Origin of the sequence: Myxococcus sp. MxC21-1 (assembly GCF_032612255.1) — a bacterium.
Taxonomy (GTDB): Bacteria; Myxococcota; Myxococcia; order Myxococcales; family Myxococcaceae; genus Myxococcus; species Myxococcus virescens.
Genome location: NZ_CP123278.1, coordinates 7,557,736 through 7,584,512 on the forward strand (window position 1 = coordinate 7,557,736; position 26,777 = coordinate 7,584,512).

General features: G+C 66.0%; 17 protein-coding genes and 3 pseudogenes. 5 read left to right on the forward strand and 15 right to left on the reverse strand.

Annotated elements, in window-relative coordinates:
- Positions 1-270: 270 nt before the first annotated feature.
- Positions 271-1,515, reverse strand: a pseudogene (locus QEG98_RS33690) (HEAT repeat domain-containing protein); the annotation flags it as partial.
- Positions 1,516-1,797: 282 nt separating this feature from the next.
- Between QEG98_RS33690 and QEG98_RS33695 the strand changes: the two are divergent.
- Together QEG98_RS33695 and QEG98_RS33700 are read left to right on the forward strand one after the other, a co-directional pair.
- Positions 1,798-2,556, forward strand: a complete 759-nt coding sequence (locus QEG98_RS33695) for a hypothetical protein (protein ID WP_316564202.1) — start codon at positions 1,798-1,800, stop codon at positions 2,554-2,556.
- 130 nt (positions 2,557-2,686) lie between these two features.
- Complete coding sequence (locus tag QEG98_RS33700) at positions 2,687-3,292, forward strand: hypothetical protein (RefSeq protein WP_316564203.1); 606 nt, start codon at positions 2,687-2,689, stop codon at positions 3,290-3,292.
- A gap of 63 nt (positions 3,293-3,355) precedes the next feature.
- Here the strand turns inward: QEG98_RS33700 and QEG98_RS33705 are convergent.
- From QEG98_RS33705 to QEG98_RS33750, 10 genes and pseudogenes are all read right to left on the reverse strand, one after another.
- A pseudogene (locus QEG98_RS33705) lies at positions 3,356-5,225 on the reverse strand (HEAT repeat domain-containing protein).
- 52 nt (positions 5,226-5,277) lie between these two features.
- On the reverse strand, positions 5,278-5,892 hold the full coding sequence (locus QEG98_RS33710) for an RDD family protein (protein WP_316564204.1): 615 nt from the start codon (positions 5,890-5,892) through the stop codon (positions 5,278-5,280).
- A 171-nt stretch (positions 5,893-6,063) separates the two neighbouring features.
- Positions 6,064-6,291: a hypothetical protein gene (locus QEG98_RS33715; protein ID WP_316564205.1), complete on the reverse strand. Its 228-nt coding sequence runs from the start codon at positions 6,289-6,291 to the stop codon at positions 6,064-6,066.
- 102 nt (positions 6,292-6,393) lie between these two features.
- Positions 6,394-7,185, reverse strand: a complete 792-nt coding sequence (locus QEG98_RS33720; RefSeq protein WP_316564206.1) for an HNH endonuclease — start codon at positions 7,183-7,185, stop codon at positions 6,394-6,396.
- A gap of 179 nt (positions 7,186-7,364) precedes the next feature.
- Entirely contained in the window at positions 7,365-8,261 is an 897-nt protein-coding gene (locus QEG98_RS33725; RefSeq protein ID WP_316564207.1) for a restriction endonuclease, read from the reverse strand.
- A 14-nt stretch (positions 8,262-8,275) separates the two neighbouring features.
- Complete coding sequence (locus QEG98_RS33730; protein WP_316564208.1) at positions 8,276-8,470, reverse strand: hypothetical protein; 195 nt, start codon at positions 8,468-8,470, stop codon at positions 8,276-8,278.
- A 163-nt stretch (positions 8,471-8,633) separates the two neighbouring features.
- Positions 8,634-9,680: a phosphomethylpyrimidine synthase ThiC gene (locus QEG98_RS33735; RefSeq protein WP_316564209.1), complete on the reverse strand. Its 1,047-nt coding sequence runs from the start codon at positions 9,678-9,680 to the stop codon at positions 8,634-8,636.
- A gap of 65 nt (positions 9,681-9,745) precedes the next feature.
- Positions 9,746-11,053, reverse strand: a complete 1,308-nt coding sequence (locus QEG98_RS33740; protein ID WP_316564210.1) for an SIR2 family protein — start codon at positions 11,051-11,053, stop codon at positions 9,746-9,748.
- 513 nt (positions 11,054-11,566) lie between these two features.
- A complete protein-coding gene (locus QEG98_RS33745) occupies positions 11,567-12,073 on the reverse strand; it encodes a hypothetical protein (protein WP_316564211.1) in 507 nt (168 codons plus the stop codon).
- Between the two features lie 25 nt (positions 12,074-12,098).
- Complete coding sequence (locus QEG98_RS33750) at positions 12,099-12,614, reverse strand: hypothetical protein (RefSeq protein WP_316564212.1); 516 nt, start codon at positions 12,612-12,614, stop codon at positions 12,099-12,101.
- A gap of 741 nt (positions 12,615-13,355) precedes the next feature.
- Between QEG98_RS33750 and QEG98_RS33755 the strand changes: the two genes are divergently transcribed.
- Positions 13,356-16,757, forward strand: a complete 3,402-nt coding sequence (locus QEG98_RS33755) for a hypothetical protein (protein WP_316564213.1) — start codon at positions 13,356-13,358, stop codon at positions 16,755-16,757.
- A 1,137-nt stretch (positions 16,758-17,894) separates the two neighbouring features.
- Here the strand turns inward: QEG98_RS33755 and QEG98_RS33760 are convergent.
- The 3 genes from QEG98_RS33760 to QEG98_RS33770 form a co-directional block, all read right to left on the reverse strand.
- Positions 17,895-22,040: a hypothetical protein gene (locus QEG98_RS33760; RefSeq protein ID WP_316564214.1), complete on the reverse strand. Its 4,146-nt coding sequence runs from the start codon at positions 22,038-22,040 to the stop codon at positions 17,895-17,897.
- Between the two features lie 340 nt (positions 22,041-22,380).
- On the reverse strand, positions 22,381-22,689 hold the full coding sequence (locus tag QEG98_RS33765) for a hypothetical protein (protein WP_316564215.1): 309 nt from the start codon (positions 22,687-22,689) through the stop codon (positions 22,381-22,383).
- A gap of 493 nt (positions 22,690-23,182) precedes the next feature.
- Positions 23,183-23,737: a dihydrofolate reductase family protein gene (locus QEG98_RS33770; protein ID WP_316564216.1), complete on the reverse strand. Its 555-nt coding sequence runs from the start codon at positions 23,735-23,737 to the stop codon at positions 23,183-23,185.
- A 1,024-nt stretch (positions 23,738-24,761) separates the two neighbouring features.
- On the opposite strand from QEG98_RS33770, the pseudogene QEG98_RS33775 reads away from it, so the two are divergent.
- Positions 24,762-24,974, forward strand: a pseudogene (locus QEG98_RS33775) (IS21 family transposase); the annotation flags it as partial.
- Between the two features lie 67 nt (positions 24,975-25,041).
- On the opposite strand, the gene QEG98_RS33780 reads toward QEG98_RS33775, so the two are convergent.
- Positions 25,042-25,842, reverse strand: a complete 801-nt coding sequence (locus tag QEG98_RS33780; protein WP_316564217.1) for a pirin family protein — start codon at positions 25,840-25,842, stop codon at positions 25,042-25,044.
- A 68-nt stretch (positions 25,843-25,910) separates the two neighbouring features.
- Here QEG98_RS33780 and QEG98_RS33785 point away from each other — a divergent pair, with 68 nt between their 5' ends.
- On the forward strand, positions 25,911-26,744 hold the full coding sequence (locus tag QEG98_RS33785) for a LysR family transcriptional regulator (RefSeq protein ID WP_316564218.1): 834 nt from the start codon (positions 25,911-25,913) through the stop codon (positions 26,742-26,744).
- Positions 26,745-26,777 lie beyond the last annotated feature (33 nt).

Consider the following 26,777-nt stretch of genomic DNA (forward strand, 5'->3'; position numbering starts at 1 on the left):
CCCAAGTTCGGTCGCTGCGTCATGAGTGCGTCTAGGCCGCGTCAGGCATTGCGTCAATGCGGGTGAGCGAGGCGCGAACGAGACTGTCGAGTTCCCTGGCCGGCAGGGCTGGGGCAAATCCCCACCACAAGGGGACTGCGGTTAACTCGGTCCGACTGTAGGTGCCCGCCGACAAGCGATTGGCCAGGGCGCGAACGCGGCGCGCTTGAAGCCCTCCCGCCCGCGCTAGCCTTCCCTCCCCCAGTATGGGCGCCCTTCCCCCCAGTGGCATCAAGGCCGTCCACCCGGCTCGACGGGGGCCAGGCGCCCGTCCCTCGTGACGCGCACCACGTGGGCGGGTGCGAATGTGCCAGCCCGGCCACACACGACTGCGTCGAGTCGCTGGTTCGTCGTCCCCACCACCAAGTCCCCCGCTTCATCCAGGGCGTATGCCATCGGCGCGCCTGGGAGAGTCACCCAAGGCGTGGCACACCACCGCCCCTCGGAGGCGTCGACACGCACCAGACGCCCTGCCCCGAAATAAATGTGTGCGAGGCCCTCCACCACCACGAGGGCGCCGTGCATCCGCACGACACGCAGGGGGTTGGCCCGGGGCTCCTCCAGCACCGTCACCCGCCCGGCCTCATGCACTTCCAGCGTGCCCCCAAGCTCCCCGTCGTCCCATCCGACGAGGCAGGCCTCCCCCATGGCTTCGAGAACGGATGCGGAGTCCCTACCAGGCACGGCTGCACACGGACTCCCTCGTGGTGGCGCCCTGGCGCAGCGCCTCGAGGGCGGCTGCGTCTCCCACGCGTCCAAGGGCCTCCGCCGCCCGCGCACGCTCCCAGCCCTCCGTCCCCGTGGCCAGCAGTTGCAGCAGCGGCTCCGTCGCGGCTGGCCGCGCCACGCCCCCCCAGGGACACGAGGCTCGCGAGGGCCCGGGCACGGCATTCAGGCGCGGCGAGCTGCTCAAGGACGCCCGGCACCGCAGCAGGACTCCCGAAGGCCACCAGCGCCTGCAGCGCCACGGGTGTGAGGCGCACGTCAGCCCGCTGTAGCGCCTGCAACGCCTCGGGCTCACCCTTCGCCCCTTGGCGCGCGTGGGCCGCCAGCACGGACGCCACGTAGGCCGCTCGCGGGGTGCATGTGTCGAAAACCGCCTCGCAGCCTGGCGCAGGCGCCGACGGACAGGACGTTCCTGGTGGGCGCCGCAGAGTGGGCTCCTCCAGCTCCCGCGCGAGGAGCGCCCGCATGCGAGGGACGAAGGGTCCCCGTGTACATGGAGGCGCGCCGGGAGAGGACGTGGCGCACCAGCACCAGCGCCTCCCAGCTCGACTCTGGGTTCTCCAGCACGTCCAACAGCACCGGGGCCAATGTCGGACCGAGGTGCTCCAGGGCCGACGTGGGCGACTCCAGGAGGTGGCGCCCAATGGCTGGCGCTGCTCGCTCGTCGTCGAGTGAAGCGAGCGCGTGCAGGGCCATCCCACCAGGCTCCCGCTCATACGCCTCGAGGAGCGCAGGCAGGGCGCCCCTGGCATGGCGTAGAGGGCGAACGAGCCACGTCGACTCTCCTCGCCCAGCACCTCGCCGATTTGCTGGAAATACCTCTCAAGCCGCTGCACGGCGGCGCCGTTCATGAAGGAGTCCATACCTGCTTCATGAGGGGGGCGGATGGCGGCCGAGGCAATGAGGTTCTGCCCGCCCAGCCCTCCGTCGCCCACTCCCCCTTCGGCTTACCCCTGACGCCGTAGTGCTATGATGCCGTCCGCGCCAGTCGGTCCAGCGCGCGGGAGGCTGTCGGTGAGGGAGCGTCAACAAGTGGTCTTAACTCAGCCAGAGGCCGAGGAGCCCGCGGTCGAGCACCTCGACGCCCTGATTCGCCGGGCCCATGCGGCCTCGGAGGACGAGCGGGCTCTGCTGGGCGAGGAGCTCAACACACTGTTGCTCCAACTGCCCGCGACGGCCGAGCCCGAGCGCAACGCCGCGTGGGTGCGGAGGCTCCTAGAGTCTCAAGCGCTGGTGGGCCTCGGCACGTCGACCATGCCCGCGACCATCGCCGCCATGCGGGTGCTCCTGGACCTGGGCTACCCGAGCTCGCTCACGCTGACGCCCGAGGAACTCGCGACGCTGCGGCGCTGGGAACACCAGCGCTTCGCGGTTCCCTGGCTCCTCCTGCTCGTGACGCTGCTCCTGGTCTTCCTCGTCCAGTTCGGCTTCATCACGATGAGGACCGAGAACGCGCTCATGCTCCACTTCAAGGCCGCGTTCGACGCCTTGTCGGGGGAACCTCCGCCGCCGCCCACCCTCATGGAGCGCTACGAGGCCTTCATCCGAGACGCGGCCTATCAGGTCCTATCCGCCCAGGTCCTCGCGGGAACGGCCGCCTTCTTCTTCACGGTAACGCTCGGCCCTCGCCCGGGTGGGAGACGTCGAGCCTGGCTCGCCTTCCTGTCGCTCGCGGTGGCCGGTGCGGTGGTGAGCCTGCTTCAGCTCCCCGCGGGTGGGTGGATTGCCGCCACCACCTTCGTGGGCGCCGTTGGGGCATTCATCTGTGCCGCAATGCTGAAGCCAGTCTGAAGCCCTCCGTGAGCCGCGGCCTGTGACGTCTCTGTTGAAGATTATGTCGGACGGCTGATGCACACGGCCTGCCTGGCCTTCAATTTGATTCGGTATCTACCGCTTTCCAGTCTTCCCGTGACGTTGGGCTGTGGCCCCCCGCAGGCGAGAAGCCGCCGAGGCGCTGGCGACGCACACGCAGGCCCTGCTGACGGGGACTCCGGCGTCCACGGGCGTGCTGGCGTTCCTCAACAGCCGCTCGACGACGGTGACGGTGCTGGACATCGACGCGCCCCTCGACTCGGACGCCGCGCAGAACCTCATTGCATACCGCGACGGGCCTGACGGGGTGGCGTCCACGGCGGATGATCGCCACTTCGTCTCCATCGCCCAGGTGGACGCGGTCCCCCAGGTCGGGACGAGTGCGCTGGCGGCGCTGGAGGCATACGCCCGCGCCACGGGCCGCCTGCACTCAGCGTGGGTGGAGGACACCGCGCCCCACAGCATCCCCGACGTCATTCTCCCGCGCGGGCGCAGGCCCAAGGCCGACGCCGCGCCTCCTGCTCCCAAGCCGCCCGTCAGCGCCACCCCTCGCATGTGGGTACGCAAGAAGGGGGCAGCAGGAGCGGACGGCACCTCCGGCCAAGGGGCGCCAACGCCTGCCGGGCAGTCGCCCGTCGCCTCGGAGCGCGAGCGCGCCACGGCCACCGCCCAGCGCTGGGCCAGCGAGTTCCGCTCGCGGACGCGGCGCGCCTGAAGCCCTCCCGCCCGCGCCGGCCCCCTCCCGCCCTGGGAGGGGCGCCCTTCCCCACCGGTGGCGTCAGGGCCGCCCGTCCGGTTCGACGGGAGCCGGCGCCCGTCCCCCGTGACGCGCACCACGTGGGCGGGTGCGAAGGTGCCAGCCCGGCCACACACGAATGCGTCGAGTCGCTGGTCCGTCGTCCCCACCACCAAGTCCCCCGCCTCGTCCAACGCGTATGCCATCGGCGCGCCTGGGAGAGTCACCCAAGGCGTGGCACGCCACCGCCCCTCGGAGGCGTCGACACGCACCAGACGCCCTGCCCCGAAATACATGTGTGCGAGGCCCTCCACCACCACGAGGGCGCCGTGCATCCGCACGACTTGCAGGGGGTTGGCCCGGGGCTCCTCCAGCACCGTCACCCGCCCGGCCTCATGCACTTCCAGCGTGCCCCCAAACTCCCCGTCGTCCCATCCGACGAGGCAGGCCTCTCCCATGGCTTCGAGGACGGACGCTGAGTCCCCACCACGCACAGATGCACACGGACTCCCTCGTGGTGGCGCCTTCGGCTTCTCCCAGTGCAAATGGACAGAGGTGTGTCCCTCGCTCAGCGTCCAGCCCCCGCTGCGTGCAGGAATAATGCGGGCGCAGTCGATGGACTCCGCAGGCCGCACCTCCTGTTCGGCGAGGCCTTGCAGGGCCAACCTCGCGTGGCTCCGCGCCACCGGCGAGGCGTGCGTCGTCACCACCCGCTGGAGCAGCGGCACCAGCTCCTCCGCATGCGCCCGGAAGGCGTAGCTGCCCAGCGCCTCAACCGCCGCGGCCTGGACTTCGCTGTGCGGCGCGTACACCGCCTGGTGCAGCGCCTCGAGGGAGGCTGCGTCTCCCACGTGCCCAAGGGCCTCTGCGGCCCGTGCGCGCTCCCAGCCCTCCTTCCCCGTGGCCAGCAGCCGAAGCAGCGGCTCCGTCGCGGCTGGCCGCGCCACGCCCCCAGCAACGCAAGGCTCGCAAGGGCCCGGGCGCGGCATTCAGGCACGGCGAGTTGCTCAAGGACGCCCGGCACCGCAGCAGGACTCCTGAAGACCACCAGCGCCTGCAGCGCCACGGGCGCGAGGCGCACGTCCGCCCGCTGTAGCGCCTGCAGCGCCTCGGCCTCGCCCTTCGCCCCTTCGCGCGCGTGGGCCGCCAGCACGGACGCCACGTAGGCCGCTCGTGGGGTGCATGCGTCGAAAACCGCCTCGCAGCCTGGCGCAGGCGCCGACGGGCAGGACGTCCCGGGTGGGCGCCGCAGCGTGGACTCCTCCAGCTCCCGCGCGAGGAGCGTCCGCAGGCGCGGGACGAAGGTCTCCGTGTGCATGGAGGCTCGCCGGGAGAGGACGTGGCGCACCAGCACCAGCGCCTCCCAGCTCGACTCCGGGTTCTCCAGCACGTCAAACAGCACCGGGGCCAATGTCGGGCCGAGGTGCTCCAGCGCCGACGTGGGCGACTCCAGGAGGTGGCGCACAATGGCTGGCGCTGCTCGCTCGTCATCAAGTGAGGAGAGCGCGTGCAGGGCCAGCCCACCGGGCTCCCTCTCATACGCCTCGATGAGCGCAGGTAAGGCCCCCGTGGCCTTCTCCCCCATGTTCGCCAGCGCCTGTGCTGCACCGCCGCGCACGCGACGCTCTGGGTGCCGAAGCAGCGGAATCAGCCGAGGGACGACGCCCTCTCCCTCGCGCCCCAGCTTCCAGGCCGCACACGCCTGCTCCGGCGGCAGCCACTTCTCCCCTGTGTCGGGGCCGTGGAGCTCCTGCAGCAGCGCAAGGCACGCGTCAGCCCCCTGGCAGCAACCCTCCCACGTCCTGGTGTCTTCCCGCTTCCACGGCCGGGAACACCCCAGTGCCAGCGCCACCACCACGCACACGAGCCCGGTCAGCCAGCGGGGACGCCCAGACTTCAACTCTCTCTCCATGTCATCGCCTCTCATTCCCCCTTCACTGGGAAGGGACTCCGAAATAAACGCTTCAGCCAGTCACGAGCCGCGCGGCGAACGAGCGCGGCGCTCGAGGGGCTTTCACGACGCGGGTGCCGGCCAGCCAGTCGTGAAGACACCGTCGGTCCTCTCCAACGATGAAGAGGGCGTCCACGAGGCCGAACCAGCCGCAGTAGCTGCAGAGCGCAATCGGGAGCGCGTTCCTCAAAAGGGCAATGCGCCAGACCTCTGCCGGCCGCCCGTCCCTTCTGACGACGCGGATTCCCAGGAGCCGCTTGCCGAGACTCGCCCCCGTGCCTCGAATCAGGCTGGCCTGCACAAGCAACACGAAGACCACCGGGACATAGACGGCAGGAGCCGTCAGCGCCGCCTCGTCCGGAAGGGCCAGGCACCGGAGGACGCCCAGGAACAGGGACGGGAGCAGGAGCGCAACACCATCGACGAGGCTTGCCGCAAGCCGGGCCCTGCGCGTCGCCAGCTCCGAAGCCGCGTGGAGGCACCGAAGGCACAGGCCCGCCCGGGACGAGGCACAGAAGGCGCAGATGAAGGTGCAGCAGCGAGTACAGGCTAGGGCAGCGGAGAAGCCAGGATGCTCGGAGCATGGGGACTCCGAAATCGACTCAAGGGCCTCGTGGAAGTCGGACATGGAGGGCCGCAGCACAGCTAGGCCCGCCCCAAGGCAGCAAGTTCCTTCAGGGAAAATCTCCCGCCCAAACCAATAAACACGACCCGGCAGGTCTATTTGACTCAACCTTCCATCAATCTCCTTGCCGCCGCCGGTTATCAGGCCGCCTGACTTCGCTGACGGGGTGAGCATCTACACCCAGGAAAAGAGCCCCCAAAGCACACGATTCCAGGGCGGCACTTCCAGACCCTCCACCACCAGGAGCATTTGTGGCAGGACGACGTTGACGCAGCCCGCCTCGAGATGGTCCGCGAGCGCGTCAGTCGCATCAGGCCGCTGGGCAGCGCGGGCGGCCCGGGCAGAGGAGATGCCGAAGCGCTCTTCCAGGGCCTGGAGCATGAGCCCTGTCGTGCGCGGCACCGTCCTCGCCCACTCCAAGGACGGTGGCGTGGCGGGATCCGTCCGCCCTACCCGCGGTCACATCCGACTAGAACAGGAGACAGAACGGCGAAGCCCACGACATCACGGCGGCTGATGCCCACCGAGGAACTGCTCCTTCAGGTCTATTGAGGGACCACTCCACTCATCGGCGATTTGGACTCTGCAGAAGATATCACCAAACAGTCGCAGCTCGAATAGCGCAGACCCTCTATTCTTCGCAGAAAAGAGGACTGCGTGCTCTAGACGGCAATCCTTGATTTCAAATTGGCCTCTCAGAAGTAGCGCAGATACCGAGGCAAGAAACTTAGGCACAGCACAATCACTTCTCAGCACATAGCTTCGCGCCCCCTGGAACTCTGGGAGGGGCAGCAGCGCAGCCGCCTTGAGAGCAACGAGGTTCACACCGGCGCGAACAGTGGACCGGAGTAAAATCTCTGCCTTTCCTCGAAGGTTCCCAGAAGCAGCACCAAGCACCAGGGGGACACATGTGACGTCGACGAGACTCATGTGCCGACTGCGTTCCTCGATGAAGTCTTCGACGACGTCAGCTCGAACAATCCACTCCTCAAGCACCTCATCCCCTTCCCGCACGAGTGCGCGACGGCTATGCTCTGGATGAGTCAGTTGCCCCCCTGGCAGCATGGTTGCAGCGATTGGGCCTTGGCTCGTAGCAACCTGAACACGAGCAGACGCCGCCGAGTCCCTCTTGCTACTCCGCACATCAAAGTATGCGATGATCGATTGAAACTGAATCTTGAGCGGCTGATCGAGCCACGCATTGAGGTTATTATTGCACTCCTTGCAAACTGCCCCATCGGGCAGAATCTTCTTGCCCCCCAGAAACTCCGGCAGGACGTGCTCACGGCTCTCCACTGCCGGCGGATACGGCTACCCACACCAAATGCACCTCAAAAAACAAAACCGCTCCAGTTGACGTTCCATTCGCCTCCAAACCAACGACAGTGCGGAGCCATTGCGCCCAGGCACTCCTCTCCATCAAGACACCAACCAGCAAAAACCCTGACTACATAAAGAACCAAATCCCACTCACTCTAGCTTTTGCGGTCTCGCACAATTTGATTCGAAGAGTAGTATGGCTCCCCCTCAAGGTTCAGCACGCGCTCTTTCGCGTCCAATAACTCCTGAAAAGAGAGCGCCCCAGTCAAGACGGCCCGAAGGTCCACTCCATCAGCCAGCAGTATCGATTTGGATGCGTTCTGCTTCAGGAGCGGAACCACGTTCGCAGACCAACCATTCATTGAGAGAAAGAGGCCCATCGACTGCTTTCCGGATCGATTCACTTGGCCAACGAGGCCATCAAGATCTCGGGTATCTGCGGGCTCACGCCTCCATCGGCACTCCACCAAGTAGTACCAGGCGCCATGTCGGAACGCTCCGTCGATCTGCTCTCCTCCATCGTTTCGAGTAAAGCTTCGAGCGGCTGGGACACCATGGATTGCAAGGAGTTCGTTCAGCAGGTCTTGTAGTTCGTAACCACGGCGTTGAGATTGAGCGGACACGAACATTCCATCAAAACGCGAAAGGAGAGACTCGCGCGCCTTTTCAAACTCCTGCCGACTTCTCTTCGGAGTCTCGATACGAGTGACGTCTTCGGAACGACTGGGCTCAACCGCGCGCGGCACAGGAAAGCCACTGCGTCGGAGAGCCTCATCCAGTTGAGTGCAAAGCTCTGGTTTGTTGTGTGCAAGCTGGTGCAGAAACGCACGCACCGCTTCGGCTCGAGCGCTCGGATCCATCTCCGTCCGGCCAATTGAGCATAGCCAATCGAAGATGCTCTGAGCCCGCTGCGACGAAATCGCATCTACGGGAAAGCGCTCGACCGAAATCCGGAGGATCGCCATCCCATAGCGGTCAATCTCCTTGAGGGTCGTTTCGTACTTCAGCAGGTCGCCCGCTTCCATAGCGAGCAGTCGGATGTTGGGCGCCATGGAAGGATTATACTCTAAGTGCGGGCAGTCGCACTTTTCCCATCCAGCGCGTGGGCCCTGTCGCGCGCGGCACCGTCCTCGTCCACTCCAAGGACGGTGGCATGGAGGGAGCCGTCCGCCTCCATCACCTCGACGTAGGCGTCCCGGGCACGCCGGGCGCTCGCGACGCTCGGCACCCGGTACAGCCCCGGCGCCGTCACCGGCACCATGCCTTGCCGCTGCCCTGCCGGTTGAGGTCCACCGTCCCACGCGGCCTCCACCCGCCACTCAGCCGTCTCAAGAATCCGGTGTGATACAATGCGAAGCAGTGGTACCCAACCCATCTCCGCCGGCACCTCTCTCGTAATCAGTGGTCCGAAGGATCCAGACAGGTCATCTACCCTCCCCTCCTAATCTCCTGGCGAGATCCTCCGGAGCGGCGGCAACACTACGAGGAACCAGGGGGCAGGTGACGCCGCACCGGCTACATCCGTGCGTGGTCTTGCCGTCCACGCAGGTGTGATGCTCGGCCCGATGGGCCGATACCTGCTCATCAAGCTCAGTGGCGCCCAGGCGGTGGAGGTCGATGATGTGCGCGGCGACCTGCGCTGCACGGACGGCCTCAAGTGTCGAAGAGATCGAGGGCACCGAGCCAGTGTGCTCCTCTCGCGTCACAGCGGCGAGGATGTGCGCGGCGCCCTCCATCCCGAGGAGTGTCGCACCGATGGCAGCAGCGACATGGTCGAACCCTGCTGCCGCGTCCGTGGGAATGGGCCCCAACGGCATGACTGGATAGCCCGAGGCTGCGAGCATCACGCCGACCCGGTGGATGTCTGCAGGACGCGCGTGCCCAGGGGACTCGATAACAACACCGACTCCTGAATCCATGATGCGCTTTGCCAGAGCGAGCTGTGCGTCAATTTCCGCCAGCTGCGTGCCATCGAGCGCGTCGAAGATATTAGCCGAGCGGAAGGTGGCCCCAAGACTCAAGACCGTTCCGTGCCGGGCCGCGGCATGGACGAGGTCCGGAAGGATGCGGAGGTAGACGTTCTCGTCCCGACCCGACTCAAGCATGTCGTCGATGACGAGCCCACCACCGCGCGACGTCCATGGAACCCGGCGAGCCTGCGCGCTCTCAATGAGTGGGCGGCTCGCGGTCGGGTGAATGGTGAGGAGCCCGACACCAGCCTCCATCTGCTGCATGGCCGTCGCGAGGAGTTCCTCCGGAGCAATGCGCCGCCCCCGTCTGCGGACCGAGTAGACCGGCAGCGTCGCAGCCCGGTGCCCTGACTCCAGCACGTGCGCCCAGAGCGGCTTTGCCGCCGGCACGATGCTCAAGTCAGAGATGAGGTCAGGAGGCTGGCCCAGGCCCAGCAGCGCTTCTAGCTTCTTGAGCTGGCCTGCATGACCTCCCGGCGTACTCGTCCCGATGAGCGCCATGACGCGCGTCGGCTCACCAGGGCCGACTACAAGCGGCGCCCGCCCGAGACTACGAATAGTGGCGTTCATGCGCGAAACGTAGTCAGAATGCATTTCACAACGTCCTCGGCAGAAGGGTTCCCGGCACTCGCTGCGCTGACATACTCGGTTGGGAGTTCATTCTGAATCCGAGCATCCTGGAACAGGCGCATCGCCAGCCCACCCTCCTCCCCGGGAACGGGCACGATGGTGCAGCCCAGCGTCCGTGCCACCTCGACCTCCGCCTCGGTTCCCTTGCGGCCGTCAAACACCACCATCGTGTGCGTCGCGCGCAGTAGGCTCGCCCTCCACTGCTTCAGTTGGCCGAGGAACGTGTCATTATTCGCAAAGGCAGGGTTGAACGCGTAAGGATTTGGAAAATACCGGATGCGCCCCCGCATGTCGGTATGCGCCCGGACGCACGCCGTCCCAAAGGCATTAGCGGCGGCACGGCCAATTCCCTCTGACTGTCCGTCGAGAAGAATGACGTCCGGGCTGCGCGCAAGGAGTTCACCCACCGCAGCGGCCTTTGTGTCGTCAGTTTCGTGGGAACCGGTAATGAAGACGCTCCGCCCTCGTGAGCCGAGCGCCAGCTGGTCCAGCAACTCCTCAAGTTTCTGGAAATCGTCGATGAGCGCGCTGCGAATCCCAACGCGCCGGAGATCCATAAGCCAGAGCTCCTGCCGCCTCCGACTCTCCTTCCCCTGCTCGCGCCTAGTCACGAGGAAATGTTCCCGAGTCGCTTTCCTGGCGAGCCGCCGTGCTTCGACGAGGATGGTGGCAATGTTGGGATCGCCGTAGCTGTATCCGATGAACAGGAGCGACCGGTGCAGTAGGTCATTACGGAGCCTCTGCGCCAAGGCGGGTCGCCGCGCAGGGAATTCCTCGTAGTCCTCCCGCGTGAGCACGAGTTCCTCAGGCGAGCTCCGGTCAATGCAGCCGTGAATCTTCAGCAACTCAACATCAGCGCCCCCCGTCCCCCCTGTCAGATCCGCATCGTTGGCGCGCACGTCCGGCCGCGCAGGGGCGAGCGCCTGCTCGATGAGCGTGTCAAAGTTCGTCGTCCAGAGGGTCCGGACGTTTGTGCGTGAGATGGCGGCGTGGTACGAGTTTGCACGACGAGGCTGACTTGAGAGCGCGCGCTTCAGGCGCCCGATGAGGGGCCCTCGGTTACCAGCATCCGCGTTGACACAGTGCTGCGCCATCAGTGCGAGGTCATCCCTCCTGGTAATTTTCAACCCCAGCGGGGCAGCCACCTCCTGCATCAGCGCCAGCCAGTCGGGAAGCCCCGATGCCGCCGAGATTCCCGAGCCGATGAAATAGGCACCCTCCCCGCGCTGGAGCGCGCGTCCCATGTCTCGGCTCACCTCCTCAATGCTGAGGCTCAAGTCTGAACGCACGTGTACGACCCCCACAGTTGAACGGACGCAACTCAAAATGTTCGGTTAGGCCAAATCACCGGTGTCATTCCATAGCGAGTTCTCCGATAAAGCATCCGAACAGAGTTGCACCTCGCCCGCGACATGTCACGCCCTCTTCGGGGCTTCGCGTCGCCCATTGAGCTCGACAACATCACCCGAGGGCTGCTGCGCCGCCGAAGCCCACTACCGCGCCTATCGGGCCTTCAGGAGCCTCGCACATTCGTCGCTCACGGAGCGGTCACCCGTATCCGCCACGTATTCCACTAAGCGGCCGCACAACGCCTCGTGCACTCCAGCGACAGGTAGTTCATCTGGCAGAAGTAGCCCCTGCGCATACCCCAAGTTCGGTCGCAGCATCATGAGTGCGTCAAGTCAAGGCCGGCAGCGCGGCAAGGAGGGTGAGCGAGGCGCGCACGCTAAGTCAACAACACCCCAGACATGGGGAGTTCAGGACAGGGCCACGTCAAGGCCATCGAACGTTAGCTCATTGTTGGTGGACCAGTGGTAGGCGACGACTCGTATGCCCAAGGCGCCAAGACGCTGTGCGGCCTCTTTCTTAATGGTCCGGGGGAGGACACAGATCAGGCGGTTCGCGCTGCCCCCTCCGCCATGCCAGAGAAGCTGCCCGACTGCAGCATAGATGCTGGTGGTGTCCGCAGCCGTCTTTACTTCGAAGAGGTGGGTAACTTTTCCGCCCTTCAGTATGTAAGCGTCGCGCAGCATGTCGCGTCGAGCGATATGCCCGGCCGCTCTCAGCATACGTAGGAGGTGGTTCACCACGAGCCCGTGGTCGCACTGCGCGACAACGTTCCGCGGTTGGATGTACTGCTTTGTTCCCGCAAACTCCTCTCTCTCCAGCACATGCAGACCATCCGCAGGCCCGCCTTCCACAGCAGGTGTCTTCTTTCTGCGGCGAATCTGGCCGGCCGCTGCCAGCTTGCGGAACTCGCTCACGCAGAAGGCGAATTGAGCCAAGCGATCAAGGAGTCGGCGATCCTCCGATGACGATAACTTGGGTGGCTTCGCCATCATCCATCATCTCGAGGAGTTCCCCACCATGCAAGCTCTGCTCGCCGCCTTTGGTTTCACTCTCGCCCGTGTACCAGCGTAGAAAGGCAACCTTGCCTACCCCTTTCTTGCCGCCGCCAACTTTGCCGCGGTGAATGAGGTATATACGTCCACTCTCGTCCGCGGCGAAGCCGCCTGCAATCCGGCGATTTATGCCAGAAAGAGGCGGGTTGATTTCCACGTCTGGAGGAGGCGTCTTCACTTCAAAGGGATTTCCTAACCCCAGTGCATTCCAATATCTGTTGCCCGCATGCTCGAAGGCGCACCAAAGGTCTCGGTCTCCCATCCAGTAAGTTTCGGCATCCATGCTTCCACTAGGAAAGCCAATGCGGATGCGCTTGACAGAGGTGGCTGCTGCCTGGACGAGGGCCTCAAAACGGCGCTGGGCCTCTGCAATCTCGCCCTCGCTCTCCAGCAAATACAGCATGGGGATTCACTCCTCGTGGCGTTACCCTGCTGGGCGGCTCAGGGCTGGAGATGGGCTGTTGATTCTACGCGCTGCTGCAGACCTTTACTACTTCTCTGAGACCGCCCAAGCACATAGAGAGCTGAGTCGAGAGCCACCCACAGCCGAGACATCAGCACTCACTATACGGTGTCTCCAGAGACTCTTCACGCCTGTGCCTCCCCAAAATTCGGTCGCCGTGTCCGGAGCGTCACAGCCACATTCGGCACTGCGTTAAGGCGGGTGAGCGAGGTGCGCGAGACCGGCGGGTTCATGTGCTGACGAAGCGGAGCGGGCTCACCGAGGCTCCGTCGGCCTTGGGTTCGGGCGGCTCCCTTCCCCGCACGCTCCAACTTCCGAGGCGTTGGGGAGATGGCGGACATGAGCGCCGGGCCGAGTTGGGCGCCCTGCTTCATCGGGCCCATCTGCACACGCCTAATGCCGTCGCCGCGCAGCGCATTGGCCGACACCTTCCTGGTGGTGGTCCTCGCAGGGTGGGGCCGGCCACGCGAAGCGGTGTCTGCCTGCCCTCAACGTATAGGGCTCGAATCGGGGCTGCAGCCATGCTGAATTGCGGCTGTGCAAGAACCTTCACGAGGAGCGGTGGGAGGAGCCGCAGGCGAAGCTGGAAGCATCTTCCGGGCAGGCGTCGCCGCTTGGTTCGTCGCGTATGGGCTGCGCGGCTATCCGCTTCCCGGGCTCCGCCTTCCGCCACAGGACGCGATGGTGTCGGAAGTCGCGCTCGAGGCGGACTCACCCGTCGACGACGTCGTCGTGCACTTCACCACAGGCGGGCGTGCGTGGGTGCAAGCGAAGCGCAGTCTCTCCGTCAGCAAGACGGATGAGGAGTTGGCTTCTGTCGTCCTCCAGTGGCGGAAGGCCCTCAGGGAAGGAGTCCTCGACAAGCGCCGGGACCGGCTGGTGCTCGCTGTCGCCAAAGAGACGGGCCCGCTGAATCACTTAAAGAAAGCCCTGGAGCGGCATGGCGCTCCAGGCTCGGGCGCGCCCTCCAGCGACGAAACGGAAGCCTACGAGAAGCTCGAAGCACACCTGGGGGATTTGACGGCCGAGGAAAGGCTCCTGCTTTCACAGACTGTTGTCCTCCTCTTCCCGGATGTCGAGTCGGTCGCCGGTGCCGACGCAGGCGTGGCCCAGGCCTTGATGGATGGCTTCGTCGTCCCTCTTTGCCTGGGGCCCCGCGCTTGGGAGTCACTTACGTCGACTGCCCGTGAGAAAGCGTCCCGGCGCCTTTCGGGGACTGTGGCCCAGTGGGTGGAGTGGCTGCGAGAGTCGGACGTGCCTCTCGTCTCGGACCGGGAGGGAGTCGTCGCTGCTCGGATTGAAGCGGCGGAGCAGGCCACTCGCGCCTACCTCGCGAAGGTGGTGGCCCGTGGCTCCCTCCTCGAGCTGATTGCGGTGATGGACGTGCCTCCTCTCCATGTCCATGACGCCGCGCTCCACCTAAGTGGGAATTCAAAGGAACTTGGCGATGGGCTACTTCTTGCGCTTCTCCGCCGACTCGGACGCGTGCTGCTAATGGGGCCTCCGGGAGGGGGGAAGTCCACGGCCCTCCGGCAAGTGGCAGCCTGGTATGCACGGGCCGTGGAGGGCCCCTTTCCCCTCTATGTCCCTCTGCCGCTTCTGAAGCCAATGGCCCCCGAAGGACTGCTTGAGCAGGTTCTGAAGCTCGCCGTCTCCCGCTACGCACGCGAAGATGCGGACCTCGTCGAGGAGGTGGCCCGCCAGCGGCTTCGGGAAGGACGGGTGGCGCTGCTTTTCGACGGCCTAGACGAATGCTTGGAGCCCCGAAAGGTCCTGGCCTCACTGAGTGAAGCCCTCGCTGAGCTGCACGCGGACGTCGAAATTATCCTGGCAACGCGGGACAGCGTGTATCGCAGCGCGCGTACCCTCGGCTTCCATGAAGTTCACCTTAAGCCTCCGTCCAATCTACCCGCTTCTCTGAGAGACTGTGCGCATCAATTCGCCCTCGCCAGAGGCGTGCCTGCCAGCGAAGTGGCAGCCTGGTGCGAGCTGCGGCTGCGCTGGGTGGCGGAGCTTCGAGAGCAGGATGCCTTGCTCCAGGAAACCCCGCTGATGGGGGTGCTCCTCGTGGGCATCGCCTGCGAGGCGGATTCAGAGGGGCAGCTTCCACGCCGACGTGCGGACGTGCTCTCCACGGTGGTGGAGCGGGCAGCCCACCGGTGGGAGCTTGCTCACCGCAGGGGAGAGCAGGCCTCCATCAGCACCTTCACGGGGACCGACGCCGCTTCCATCCTCATCGCGGGGTTCGAGGAGATTTCGCACCATGCGTACGCGGGAGGGCCGGTTGCGCATGGCGTCATCATCCATGCACTTGCGCACATGCTGCGTTCGCAGTGGGGACTCGCGCCCGGCCAAGCGGATTCTACCGCCCAGCAGGTGCTGACTTTCTGGGCGGAGGCCGGTGCCTTCGTCTCCGACGGGGCAGATGGACAGGTTCGTCCACGCATCCGCCTTCTGGCGGAATTGGGCGAGGCCCGGTACACCCTGAAACGGCCTGCGGGCGTGGAACCGTCGTGGGTTGAACAGCGCCTAGCGTCCAACGACTCCGAAGTGCTGGTGCTTGCCGCCGGGCTTTCGCCCGCAGTGGCCACCACCCTCATCCACGTGGTGGCTCGAAAGCCACGGCCCGAATGGCTCCGCCTTGCAGCGCGCGCCGTCGAAGAGGGAGCTGCCCCGACGCCGGAGGCCCTGGAACTCCTTGTCCGCTTTCTTCGGGGCCAGGTCACCGCGGGGCTTCCCTCCGCTTGGCCCTTCGCGCAGGCACTGGCGCAACTCTCGCTTCCGCCCTCACTCCACCCTTTCGTGCTGGAGGTCTTCGAACGCCACCTACCCGAAGGGCATGCGCTGTGTGCACGCGCTCTGGCCTTCACGAATTGGGAGGGTGTCGCGCAGGCGCCAGAGGTCGTCTGGCGCGACTTCCTAGGCTCTGCCCCCTTTCGCGTCGTGCAGGAGACACCGCGTGGCTCGGACATCCGCTCGCGCTTGTCGGCAGGGGCCATCGACGGCGTCTATACGCACGCGGCCGCCCGCATCTCGAGGCGGCTCCTTGAGGTAGGCGAGAATGGGGACGCCGAGCGCGTCGCAAAGGCCGCCGAAGTGGGCGCAGTTGGAGGACGTGCCAAGCTCATCGCTCTGCTTGAGCAATTCGGCCACCACATGCTCGTCGAAGCGATTCACAAGCGGTGGCAGGCCACATTCACGCAGATTTATGAGGCCATACGAGCTGAAGCCGAGGCCTGGACGCAGTACCTCCAGATTCTCGCGGGCCTCCAGCCTGCGACTGCGACATACGGTGACAGGCGACGGCTTGAGTCCGTCGTTGCATTCTCGCGGGCAATTGTCCCAGATGAGATGCCGGCGGGGATGTTCCCTGAGGGCCTGAAGAAGCAGGAGGACGTCCCCGGCTTTCTCCGCACGCTGGCGGTCCTCGGTGGACTCGATGTGGGTAGGCTTGCAGGCGAGGCCGGTGCCCTTCTTGAAGAGCCGAAGGCATTGAGGCAGGCCATCTGTGAAGGCAACGGACCTGCCGTGGAGTTCCGCCACTGGGACCGTTGCGAAGCACCCACAGTGGTGCGGCAGTCGCTCATTCAGTGGTTGTCGCATTCCCGTTGGTTCGCGCACCGCTCCGTGGAAGCGCTCAGCCACGCTCCTGCACCCGAGGAAAATGTCGAGGCCGTAGTGCGAGCATTGCCTGGTGCACACGCGTTGTCGCGCGGATTCACCGTCAAACTGATGGTGGCACTCTCAACCCACGCACTTCCATTGCTGCGACATTGGGGCACTCACCCGGATGTCCTCCTTCGCCGTAGTGCCGCATACGCGCTGGCCGCCATGTGGAAGCGGAGCGAGGGGCTGGTGCCAGTCCAGGCTCTGCGAAGCTCACTGCTCGATGAAGACGTTGGAGTGCGCAAGGCCGCCGAGGGAGCCCTCTCGGATACCATGCGGCATGAGGCACTCGCGGCCATCATGAAGGAGGCCGCCGTACGACTGCCGACGCAGTGGCACTGCAGGTGCTGCGGGCTCACGTCGTACAACGTGACGGCGCCTGCGTGTGAGAGGTGCGGAGCTCAGGACGAGAGGTGACAGGGAAGGTGCCTTGGGGCGACCGTGCTTCCCGCTCCCGAAGCGTCCGCGACGCTGATGCCCGGCTTGTGCCTCCCCAAATTCGGCCGCTGCGTCATGGCAACCTCCGACAGTGCGTCAATGCGCGAGAGCGAGGCGCGCGAGGCTGTCCAGTTTCCTGTGTCGACGGAGCGAAGTCGGAATCGCCAAAGGCACGACACAGCCTTGAAGTTCGGGCGACTACCCTCCGCCGCCCGCTCGAACTCCCGAGGCTTCGGGGAGGTGGCGGAGACGAACGCCAGCACCTTCGCCGCCAAGCGCCGGATGGCCCACTTTTGGGACTGCGTGGCGCGAACTAGAACCTCCAGCGCCTCGCGGATCGAATCAGAGGCGAGCGCTCGGAAGGCAGCCGCAGCCGCGGTTCTACCTATCCTCTGCCAGGGAGAATGCTGCGCAGTTCGAGTTTGCCAACACGCGTCACGCGCCTTGCAGTGAATAGAACACGGCGCTGTGCGTATGAACGACGGCTCAGGCGCAGCGCTTGAGTTCGGAGGTGATGATGCGCGCCCCTTGCGGACTATGCGGTTGGAGCAACGCCAAAAATCAGCCGGAGCACCCTGCCTGCGTGGTGTGCGAGCGACGCGTGTGCCCGAAGTGCAAGACGAAGGGATGTTGTGGTCACGTCCCCGCGCGCACTCTTGCGGTGCGCAGACCGATGACGGCTCCTACAGCAACGGGCCGCGTGCCACATCGCGTCGGAACTATGAGGCCAGCCACTCGAACAGAGAGGCCCGCACAGGAATCGCCGTTTGAACCACGGCCGTCGGAGCCAGGCTTCAAATATGAGGTTAGCCGCTGCTGTCCCAAGGCCGTGAAGGTGCCCTGCGGGTGCATCATGAAGTGGATGTGTCCGGACCATGGACCCAAGTGCGTCGGCGACCACAACTAGTCTTCCTCCTGGATGAATTCTGCAGCCGCCTCGTGTGGCCCGGGTATGAGGAGGCAATGACGAGACATCAGCGGGTGTAACCAGCGATAGGCCTCATCGCAGCCCCAGATGATTACCTAGGTAGTCATCCTAGAGCCCCGGTGCAGTGCGACGAGGATGGGCGCGGGCGGACACGGTTGGCGCGGGCACCTTAGGAACCCGCTGGAAGCTCAACCAGGAGACAACCCCAGGTCGAAGAGCAGCTCAAGCACGGGCTCTCCGGGGCGGTAGGCATTCGCCGGTCGCTTCGAGTCGGGATTGAGCCAGGGATGGTGGCTGTGCTTCATGCTGGAGAATAGGAGCCGCGCAAGCCCTAGCTGATCGCCCCTGGACAGGTGTAGCAGCAACGCGCGGGAGACATGCCCGATGGGGAGTCCCCGCAACGTGAGGGCGTGAAGGTACTCCTCCCCCAGCTCGTGCACTCGCCGGTTCCAGGCTTCTGGATTGGCTGCGATGAGCTGCTCCAACTCCACGGGGGCATTGAAACCAGGGCTCCAGAAGCCCGGCCACTCGCTGGCGAGCTTTCCGGACAGGGCTGCGGCCTCGTCACGCCCCAGCAGCGATACCAGAGACGCGGAGCAGGTATAGCGAAGCCAGCTCTCCCGCGTGCTGCAGGTCTCTAGGGAGGGGCGCATCAGCTCGAGGCAGCCCGCCCCCTCGGCCCAGTGCGCACCTCCCGCGATGCCCGATTGGAACTCCTCGTCGGCACGTGACAGCACCGCCACGTAGGCGGCCAGCGCGTCCTGCACCTCGGGTGGATGGGGTGGATTCCAGAAGGAGATGATGAGCGCTACCGCGTAGAGCTGGTCGAGGGTCGACAGGCCGCCGGAAGAGGACTCCTCCCGCTTCGCGAGCTGAGCCGTCCAGTCCCGGGCCAGCCCGACCCAGCGCGCCTCCAGTTTCGTCCCTTCGAGTACCGGCCGCAGGGCGCGGAAGACAGCGGCGGCATGTGTCATCGGACGGACGCCGCCCCGTTCATTCGACACCGTGGCCTGCTCCCACTCGGACTCCATGCGCTCCACGGCAGCCTCGCGGACCCGTGGATGGAGAAGCGCCTCTCGCGACAGGGGCTCGCGCAGCAGCCTCAATTGGCTGTTCGTGCGGATCCACGTGGCCAAGTGCACCGCGGCGTCCTCGTTGCCCGCGGCGACCAGCACGTCCAAAGCGAGGCCCGGGAAGTTGTAGGCTTTGGAGTCCTCCATGCCCGCGCATTGCGCAAGGAGGGCTCGCTGAATCGACGGATGCCTCACTGCGGCCTCGCCCAACCTCCTCTGATCCTCCCACAGAAAGAAGACCTCCCGGAGATGGGCGATGAGCCAAAGGGCCCCCTCCGGGTAATCGCTGGCGGCGCGAAGGAAGGCGGGGGCCGCCGCGAAGCTGTTGAGCGGGACCAGGCGCTCCCGTTCAGCCAGTTCGAGCTGGGAGAGTTCCGCCCCGAGCAGGTGGATGAGGCGCTCCTTGACAAGGCTCGACGGAGGGGGAGCGGGCTCGCAGGCGCTCTCGTCGGCTGGCATAGGGAGCGGGGGAAGCAGCTTCATTGGTCCTTGCCAGTCGGCCCAGACCGCCTCCAGCGCGCGACGCCCGTCATCCCTCGAAGCCAGCTCCGACACGACCTCAAGTGGACACCCGTAGCGTTGCTCCAGGGTATGGAGCTGCGCTGCCAGCTCCTCGGCGGGAGCTTCGCCCGGACGGAGGGCAAGAGATGCTGCGAGGGACGATATCGAATGCTGTCTTCGCAGCAGGTCCCGCAGCTCCGGCAAAGTGGCTTTGAAGTAGCCATCCCGGCTCGCACTGCGCAGAACTTGGCCGGCGAGGATGGCAGGGGGATACCGGGGATACGGCTCCTCCCAGTCGTGCAGGGAGTCAAGCAGTGCATTGCGGACCGCGTTGACATCGACCCACCGGGCTAACCGCTGGAGTGCGACCAGCCGCACCTCAGGGTCGCGCTCCTCCAGCACCAGGAGCCAGTAGTTCGCCGAGTCATTCTCGCGGGCCGCCCACCAGTTGGCGCGCTTGCCTGGGATGCGAAGCAGTTCGAGCAGCCGGGCACCCACGGCGCGCCGGAGCGCGTCACGCGCCAAGCTCCACTCGTCCAGGACCTGCTCCGCCCGTCGCGGCAGCCACGAGGAGGACTCGTGCGCCAGCATGCCCGCGAGCATCTCGGTGAGCTTGGCTACCGTGGGGCCGTCCTGCACGGGAAGGTCGGTCGCCGTTCGCACAGCGGTCAGCTGAGAGCGGAAGAAGCGCAGTCCATCCCGGTTGTCCTGTGGCACCAGCAGTTGGTCGATAACGGCCAGCGCCTGGGGCAGGGAGTCCAGTTCGGCGATGAGCCCGATGGCGTGCCGCACAGGCTCCTCCGCCCACTTCTCGCGAGCCGCCTTGACGATGGCGCCCGCTCCCAGCCGCCGCAGCTCCGCTCCTGAGAGGTGCTCCGCCACGCCTCGGAGTACGAACCGGTAGGAGCCATCTTCCTGTCGCACGAGCAGTCCGAACTTGTCCTGAATCAGTCCGAGCAGCCGCTCCTTCAGGTCCGGTGCGATTCGCGCCAGCAGCCGGAGCAGGTCCTCCCGCGTCACCTGCTGCTCCTGCCCCTGTAGCGCCGCCAGGGCGAGCTGCCGTAGGAAGGGCGCCACCTCATGCCACGGAACTCCGCTTAAGCCCGCTTCCAGGCTGCGTCCGCCCACCCAGCGTTCGCACAGCAGCCGGATTATCGACTCGAAGATTCCTGCGCGGCCTCTCTTGAGCGCCGCCGGCTCCTCCTGGGCCAAGTAAAGGCAGAACGTCGCCGTCAGGGGATTCTGGAGAAGCGGACGCAGCAGGTCCGCCTGGACGTCCTGCTTCAACCGGGCCACGAGGCCGGGACGGTGCTCGGACCACCGGTCCAGGTGTCGGTTCAGAGAGGCCTCGTCCCACTTCTCCAGCTTGACCTTGAGGTACGGACGCCCCGGCCGCGGCGCCGCGCCCCCAAGTGGGCGTGAGGCCACGATAAGTCCGGCGCTGTCCCGGCGGCCATGGAGCTGGGACAGCATCCCCTGGAGCGACGGATGGCTGGCCTCGCTGGTCTCGTCCAGCCCGTCGACCATGAAGAACTTGGGGATGTCGTCGGTTTTGAGCAGCGCCTCGTCATAGGTCTCTGGGGTCCGCCGGTGGATAGCGTCCACCAGCCTCCCGGAGACGAGCGCGGCGGCGTCGACGAGGACGGGGACTGGTGCTTTCTCGTCCTGCCGTGCATACCGGGCGAGCTCGTGCAGGAGGTACTCCAGCAGCACGCTCTTTCCCGCCCCCACCTCGCCTTCGACGACGATGAAGGGCCGGGTCCGGAGCCGCAGCTCCTTCTGCAGGTGCTTGTGGAGATCGATGTGCCCCGCATCCACCTCCGCCTGTGCGAATGACGAAGCTGCGTGGGGCTGCGAGACCATCCTGTCCGGCGACTCGCCTGGGGGCCGCGCCGAGACCTGCTTCAGTACCCGGACGGGAGGCATCACGAAGACCGCCTCCAAACGGACTGGGGCGTCAGCTTCGTCATGGCCTAGGCCCACGCGCAGGGGGCGCAGTTCCTCCCACGCATACTCCAGCTTCTCCAGGCAGCGCTCCCGCTGCCGCTCCAGGCTTCGCGCGCGTACGCTCGTGGCGCGCTCGAATTTCCGAAGAATGCGCTCGTCGAGGAAGCCGTAGGTTATGGGGATGGCGGCGTTCGGGTACCGGCGTAGGACGCCCAGCATTGCGTTCCAGACCACATCCGGCTGGACAAAGCGCTCCCGAAGTACCTTGAACGCACCGTCCTCCAGGTCCTGCTCGGAGCCGAGCGCCCGGATCTCCAATCGCTTGAGGACGGAGAGCGCGTCCTCGGGGCGAGGCAGCTTCAGCTCGGAGCAGATGAAGTCGCACCAGGTCTTCTCGCCCTCGCTCAGGCTGATGGAGAGATCCGTCAGCACCAAGCCCGGAGTCCGCACCTTGTCCGCGAGGTCTCTCAAAAATCGCAGGTGCTCTACCCCCTTGACCTTCACGATGCTGTGAAGCACCAGGTGGGCCATGTCGAAGGTGTCCAGCGTCAAGTCCCGGATGAGCTTCCGCATTTCCTCCTCGGCGAGTTCGTCCGTCTGGCGCTTCACCTGCCACACATGGCGATTGCCCTGAGGGTCCTCGGTCCTACGCTCGAACAGGTCATCCCAGCAGCCGCAGTGGTTGACCTCAAAGCGCAGCTCCACCGGCCCGGGCGCGGAGGCCTCCTCCGCGAAGATGACGTCCGCGCATCGGGTGGCGGCGAAGCGGACCCCATAGTGGCCGCTGGCCAGCAACTTGGCTTGTCGGTCCATGCTGGGAGCATAAGACGGATAGGGGCAACGGCCTGCATCGCCACTCCGACATTCGGTTCGTTCCCCCTACAAACGCCTCCTCGGGATGGAGACGGCCGTCCTCGCGCACCGCCAGGCCGTCTACCTGTACGCTCGGCAGCGAGCCCCAGCGCGGTGGAGCCTCCACGACCACGACTGGACGCCCACTGGCCCCGTGCGTCTCCCTGTGCCTACCCAAAACTCGGTCGCTGCGTCATCGGTACGTCAAGGCAACCTCCGACAGTGCGTCAACGAGAGTGAGCGAGGCGCGCGGGCTTCGCGCGTCGCTGCTCGGCGCGGAGGTCCGAAATCCCATTCAGGCTCATGGCCACGCCAGGTCGTTGTAAAGAAGCGGGGCTGCGGGCATCTCCATCTTTGCGGCTCGCGCCGCGCGGAAAGCTTCGCCCAACACACCGATACCCGGGGCTGCGCGCACCTGGCCGTCTAGCCAGTAGCGGCTCTCCGTCTCCACGCGCACATGGCTCTGCACCCAGCCAGCGAGCATCGGCACCTGCTCCTCGACGTTTGCCCGCGGCAACTTCGAGCCGCGCGCCAGCCCCCTGCTGAGGAAGCCATGGACGGCACTCGCGCGGACGGCACGCGTAGGCGAGCTGCTTGTCGCTGACAGCATGGAGGAGCGGTGGTACCTCCAGCCCCTCCACGGTGAGGACCACGTGCGGCAACATGACGTGGACGCAGCCCGCCTCGAGCTGGTCAGCGAGGGCGTCGGCCGCATCACGTCGAAGGGCCGCGCGTGCGACCCGGGCAGAGGTGATGCCGAATCGCTCCTCCAGAGACTGAAGCACGGGCCCCGTCGTGCGTGGCACCTCGTCGTCCACCCCAAGGACGGTAGCGTGGAGGACACCATCCGCGTCCGACACCTCGACATAGGCGTCCCGGGCACGCCGGGCACTCGCGACGCTCCGCACGCGGTACAGCCCCGGCGCCGTCACCCGCACCGTGGCCGTGCCGCTGCCCTGGCGGTTGAGGTCCGCCGTCCCATGCAACCACCGCACGCGCCACTCAGCGCCTGCAGGCTAGAGCTCAGCAACCCCACCCCGACGCGCCGATGCGGACGCTGCCGCACAGGCAGCCGCCGGTGAAGCGCTCGGGTCCCTCCACGCTCATCCCGCTTTGCGACGGAGGTGGAGCGCCTGCACGCCGGACTTGAACCGCTGCGTCGAGAGGAGCTCAAGATGCCGCGCACTCGACAGGCCATGAAACAACGTCGGCCCGCTGCCACTGATGATGGGATGAACGACGATGCGGTACTCGTCGATGAGCCCCAACTCCTCGAGCGCAGCCGCGAGCTTGGGCGCTCCGACGAGGACACCCCGCTCGGTCTTCGCTTTCAGCGCTGAAATCGCCTCGCGAAGGTCACCCTCCACCTTGATCGTGTTCTGCCACGGAAAGTCGCTCCGCGAGCCCGACACGACGTACTTCGCCTTCGCATCGAGCTTCTGTGCCCACTCGCGCATCGCGCGCGGCGCCTTTTCGTCGCGTGCCACCGCGGGCCAGGCTCCCTCCATCAGCTCGTAGGTGTTGCGCCCGAAGAGCATCGCCCCGCTCTGCTCCATGAGCTGCCTCCAATAGTCGTGCAGTTCGTCGTCCACGATCCCCTGGGTGTGATCGATGCACCCGTCCAAAGTCACATTGAGACCGAAGGTGAGGAGGCCCATGGCGTGGGATTCTACGAAAAGCGCGCCCAGCGCGCAGCAGCCCGAGCCATCGACGCAATGCCCCATCCCCGGTGGGTATCGGCGAGCAGAAACTCGACACCATCCAATCCATCACCCGGATCTGCTGCGCACTGCGCGCAGAAACCAGACCTGCCCCTCGCCCCACTCCAAGCCCCTTCGTCCGGTGGCAGTGGACGCGACAGTAGCGGACGGAGCCAAGCCGCCCGGCGGTCAGGCGCGGCTGGCCCAACGGCCACCCGCGGAGGCCGTGGACGCGGGCCAGGCCGGCCGCCAGGGGCCACGAAGCCGCCTGGGCAGAGCTTCGTCCCCGCACCTGCGCGCGCCTCGAAGCATGCGACGTTCACCCACCTCAGCGCGTCGCCCGCGAGCCCTCGCGCGCCACCACCACGCACTCCTTGTGAAGCCGGCGCCGAGAGGAGCAGAACCATGGACGGGAGGCCCCCCGCCATGCAGTTTGCGGACATTCAATCGGTCCCCGATTGAAGGGGCCCCCAGCCCCTTCTTTGAAACCGCTGGATATCACTCGGGTTTCGACCCTCAGAGAGTTTGAGTCCTCTCAGAGAAAAACCGAGAACGAGTTCGCGCAGGGCTTCGTTCGGGGAGCTACTTGAAGGGCCCTACCAACCGGTAGGGCCTTTTTGTTTAACACGGGCCTCGCGATGAATGTCGCGAGGCCTTCGTGCTTAACACTATTGCGTTACGGTACGCCCAAGGGGAGAGGGCGGCGGAGGGCTGGGCAAGCAGGCCGTCATTGCATTGGGCGCCATCCGCCCCACTCATGAAGGAGGTATGGACTCCTTCATGAATGCCGCTGCGGTGCAGCGGCTTGAGAGGTACCTCCAGCAAATCGGTGACGTCCTCGGGGAAGAGAGTCGGCGCGGCTCGTTTGCCCTTTACGCCTCAGTGGTCACCCAAAACCGGCCAATGAAGGTCGCCTGAAAACCGGCCAATGGGGAGGGCCGAGACGTTGACGCCCGGGTATGACGTGGAGTCCGCCCGGGGGATGGGCAACGTCTTGAGCGACGAGAAGAAGCAGCAGGTCATCGCCCTGGGGCGGTTGGGTTGGAGTCTGAGACGCATCGAGGATGCGACGGGGGTGCGCCGTGAGACGGCCAGCGGCTACCTGAAGGCCGCGGACGTGGGCATCCGTCCACCGCGCCGGTGGGGCAAGTCAAGACCGGCCAATGAGGGGACCACCGACTCCATGCCGCGCAGCCGAGCCGGAGTCCGGCACGTATCGGCGAGCACCACTCCGTGAACGCTCACGTCCTGTCAACTGCGAGTCAGGCGATGTCGAGCCAGAGCGCGGCGCCTGCGATATCGGCGGAGAGGTCGACCGCCCCGCCTTCGACCACCAGCCCCTCCCCCATCTCCAGGCGAATGGCTCGGGCCGGGTCTCCCGCGGCGACGACGTGGAGCGGACTCGTCATCGCGAGCAGATAGCCTCGCCGCTGTGGCGCCGTGGAGAGTCGTTCGATGGTCCCCGGTTCGAGATCGTGCCACCAGACGCGCGCGTCGGCGCGCAAGGGCATCTCGGCGTCACCGGCGAGGAGATGTCGTCCTCGTTCAGCGAAGCTGCGATGAAAGTAAGCGGGCGTCCCTCCGCGAGAGGTCGGCTCGAACCAGATCTGCAGCATGCGCGTGGGAGCGTCGGTGTCGTTGCCCTCGGCATGCACCATGCCGTCGCGCGCGGAGATCAACTGCGCCGAGCGCGCGCTGACCGTCGCGCCGTGGGCCTGGTCTCCGTGATGCGAGAGGTCTCCGTTCAGCACGATGCTGAGGATCTCCATCTCGCGGTGAGGATGCAGCGGGAAGCGCGAGCGGGGCGAGAAGGTGGCGTCCGCCAGCACCAGCAGAGAGCCGAGTGGGTGGCCTTCTCCAGCCCGCGCGCCGACGGTGGCCACGAAGTGATCGCGCAGGGTGAGCCACGACAACGTGGTGGTGGGGAGCGAGTCGAGGGCGCGATGTTTGAGGTTGGGCACAGCTTCTCCGCGAGACCGGGTGCGCGAGCAGGCACTCGCGAACAGCGCGCTTCCCCCGAGGAGGAAGGTGCGTCGCGTGGCCAATCGCAGTCCGAGCGTCATGCCCCTCTTCGTACCGGCGAGCCATCCGGTTTGACAACTGCGCGCACATGCACAATTCATGTGCGCACATGCACATCACTTGGGACGAGTTGCAGACGATCGAAGCGCTGGTTCGGCTCGAAAACCTCGAGGCCGCAGCGCGTGAACTGTCGCTCCGTCACTCCTCGGTCTCCAGGCGCATCGCAGGGCTAGAGTCGCGCCTCGGCGCTGCGCTCTTCGTGCGAGGGCCACGCCTCACGCCAACGGAGCTCGCACGACAAGTGGCGAAACGCGCCGAGGCCATGCGTGACGTCGCAGCGAACATCGAGTTCGCGCTGCGCGCACACCAACGGCGTCGAGCGAACCGCCTGATCATCACCACCAATGACGTCCTAGCGCCGCTCCTCTTCCAAGCGCTCGCCAACGACGCCGCCTCGCAAGCGAGGGTTGAAGTGCTCATCAGCGACACCGAGCTGTCCCTCGGCGCTGGGGAGGTCGACCTCGCGCTTCGCCCCTCGCAAGACCCGAGCGGAGTGCTGATGGGAAAGCGGCTAGGGGCGCTACGGTTGGGCGTCTATCGAGCACCCGAGGCGCAACCGGGCTGGGTGATGCCGAGCGCGTCGCTGCGAGCGCGGTTGTCCATGCGCTGGTGGCGACATGTGCCCGAGGACGACGGCGCAGCCGTCACCTGCAGCTCGCTGCTCGGTGTGCGAGACGCCTGCCGTGCGGGCTTCGGGCGCGCTGTCCTCCCGTGCTTTCTTGCCCAACACGACGCGGCCCTTCGGTTGGAACATGAGCTGGAGGGTGGGCCTCCTCTCTGGCTGCTGTCTTCGGCGTCGCAGAAGGCAGATCGTCAACTCCGGGCGGTGTGCAATGCGCTCTTTGCCACGCTCCGCACCATCGATGGAGTGTTCCACACGTAGGCCGAGAGAACGCCGAGGGAACCTGCGCGCAGC

What these genes read in the sequence shown, in the direction of transcription:
- QEG98_RS33785 (WP_316564218.1), top strand. Translation starts at nt 25,911, where the DNA reads ATGCACATCACTTGGGACGAGTTGCAGACGATCGAAGCGCTGGTTCGG.
- QEG98_RS33765 (WP_316564215.1), bottom strand. Translation starts at nt 22,689, where the DNA reads ATGCTGTCAGCGACAAGCAGCTCGCCTACGCGTGCCGTCCGCGCGAGT.
- QEG98_RS33735 (WP_316564209.1), bottom strand. Translation starts at nt 9,680, where the DNA reads ATGGCGCTCATCGGGACGAGTACGCCGGGAGGTCATGCAGGCCAGCTC.
- QEG98_RS33710 (WP_316564204.1), bottom strand. Translation starts at nt 5,892, where the DNA reads ATGTCCGACTTCCACGAGGCCCTTGAGTCGATTTCGGAGTCCCCATGC.
- QEG98_RS33725 (WP_316564207.1), bottom strand. Translation starts at nt 8,261, where the DNA reads ATGGCGCCCAACATCCGACTGCTCGCTATGGAAGCGGGCGACCTGCTG.
- QEG98_RS33730 (WP_316564208.1), bottom strand. Translation starts at nt 8,470, where the DNA reads ATGGTGCCGGTGACGGCGCCGGGGCTGTACCGGGTGCCGAGCGTCGCG.
- QEG98_RS33755 (WP_316564213.1), top strand. Translation starts at nt 13,356, where the DNA reads ATGGTGTCGGAAGTCGCGCTCGAGGCGGACTCACCCGTCGACGACGTC.
- QEG98_RS33780 (WP_316564217.1), bottom strand. Translation starts at nt 25,842, where the DNA reads ATGACGCTCGGACTGCGATTGGCCACGCGACGCACCTTCCTCCTCGGG.
- QEG98_RS33770 (WP_316564216.1), bottom strand. Translation starts at nt 23,737, where the DNA reads ATGGGCCTCCTCACCTTCGGTCTCAATGTGACTTTGGACGGGTGCATC.
- QEG98_RS33750 (WP_316564212.1), bottom strand. Translation starts at nt 12,614, where the DNA reads ATGCTGTATTTGCTGGAGAGCGAGGGCGAGATTGCAGAGGCCCAGCGC.
- QEG98_RS33760 (WP_316564214.1), bottom strand. Translation starts at nt 22,040, where the DNA reads ATGGACCGACAAGCCAAGTTGCTGGCCAGCGGCCACTATGGGGTCCGC.
- QEG98_RS33740 (WP_316564210.1), bottom strand. Translation starts at nt 11,053, where the DNA reads ATGGGACGCGCGCTCCAGCGCGGGGAGGGTGCCTATTTCATCGGCTCG.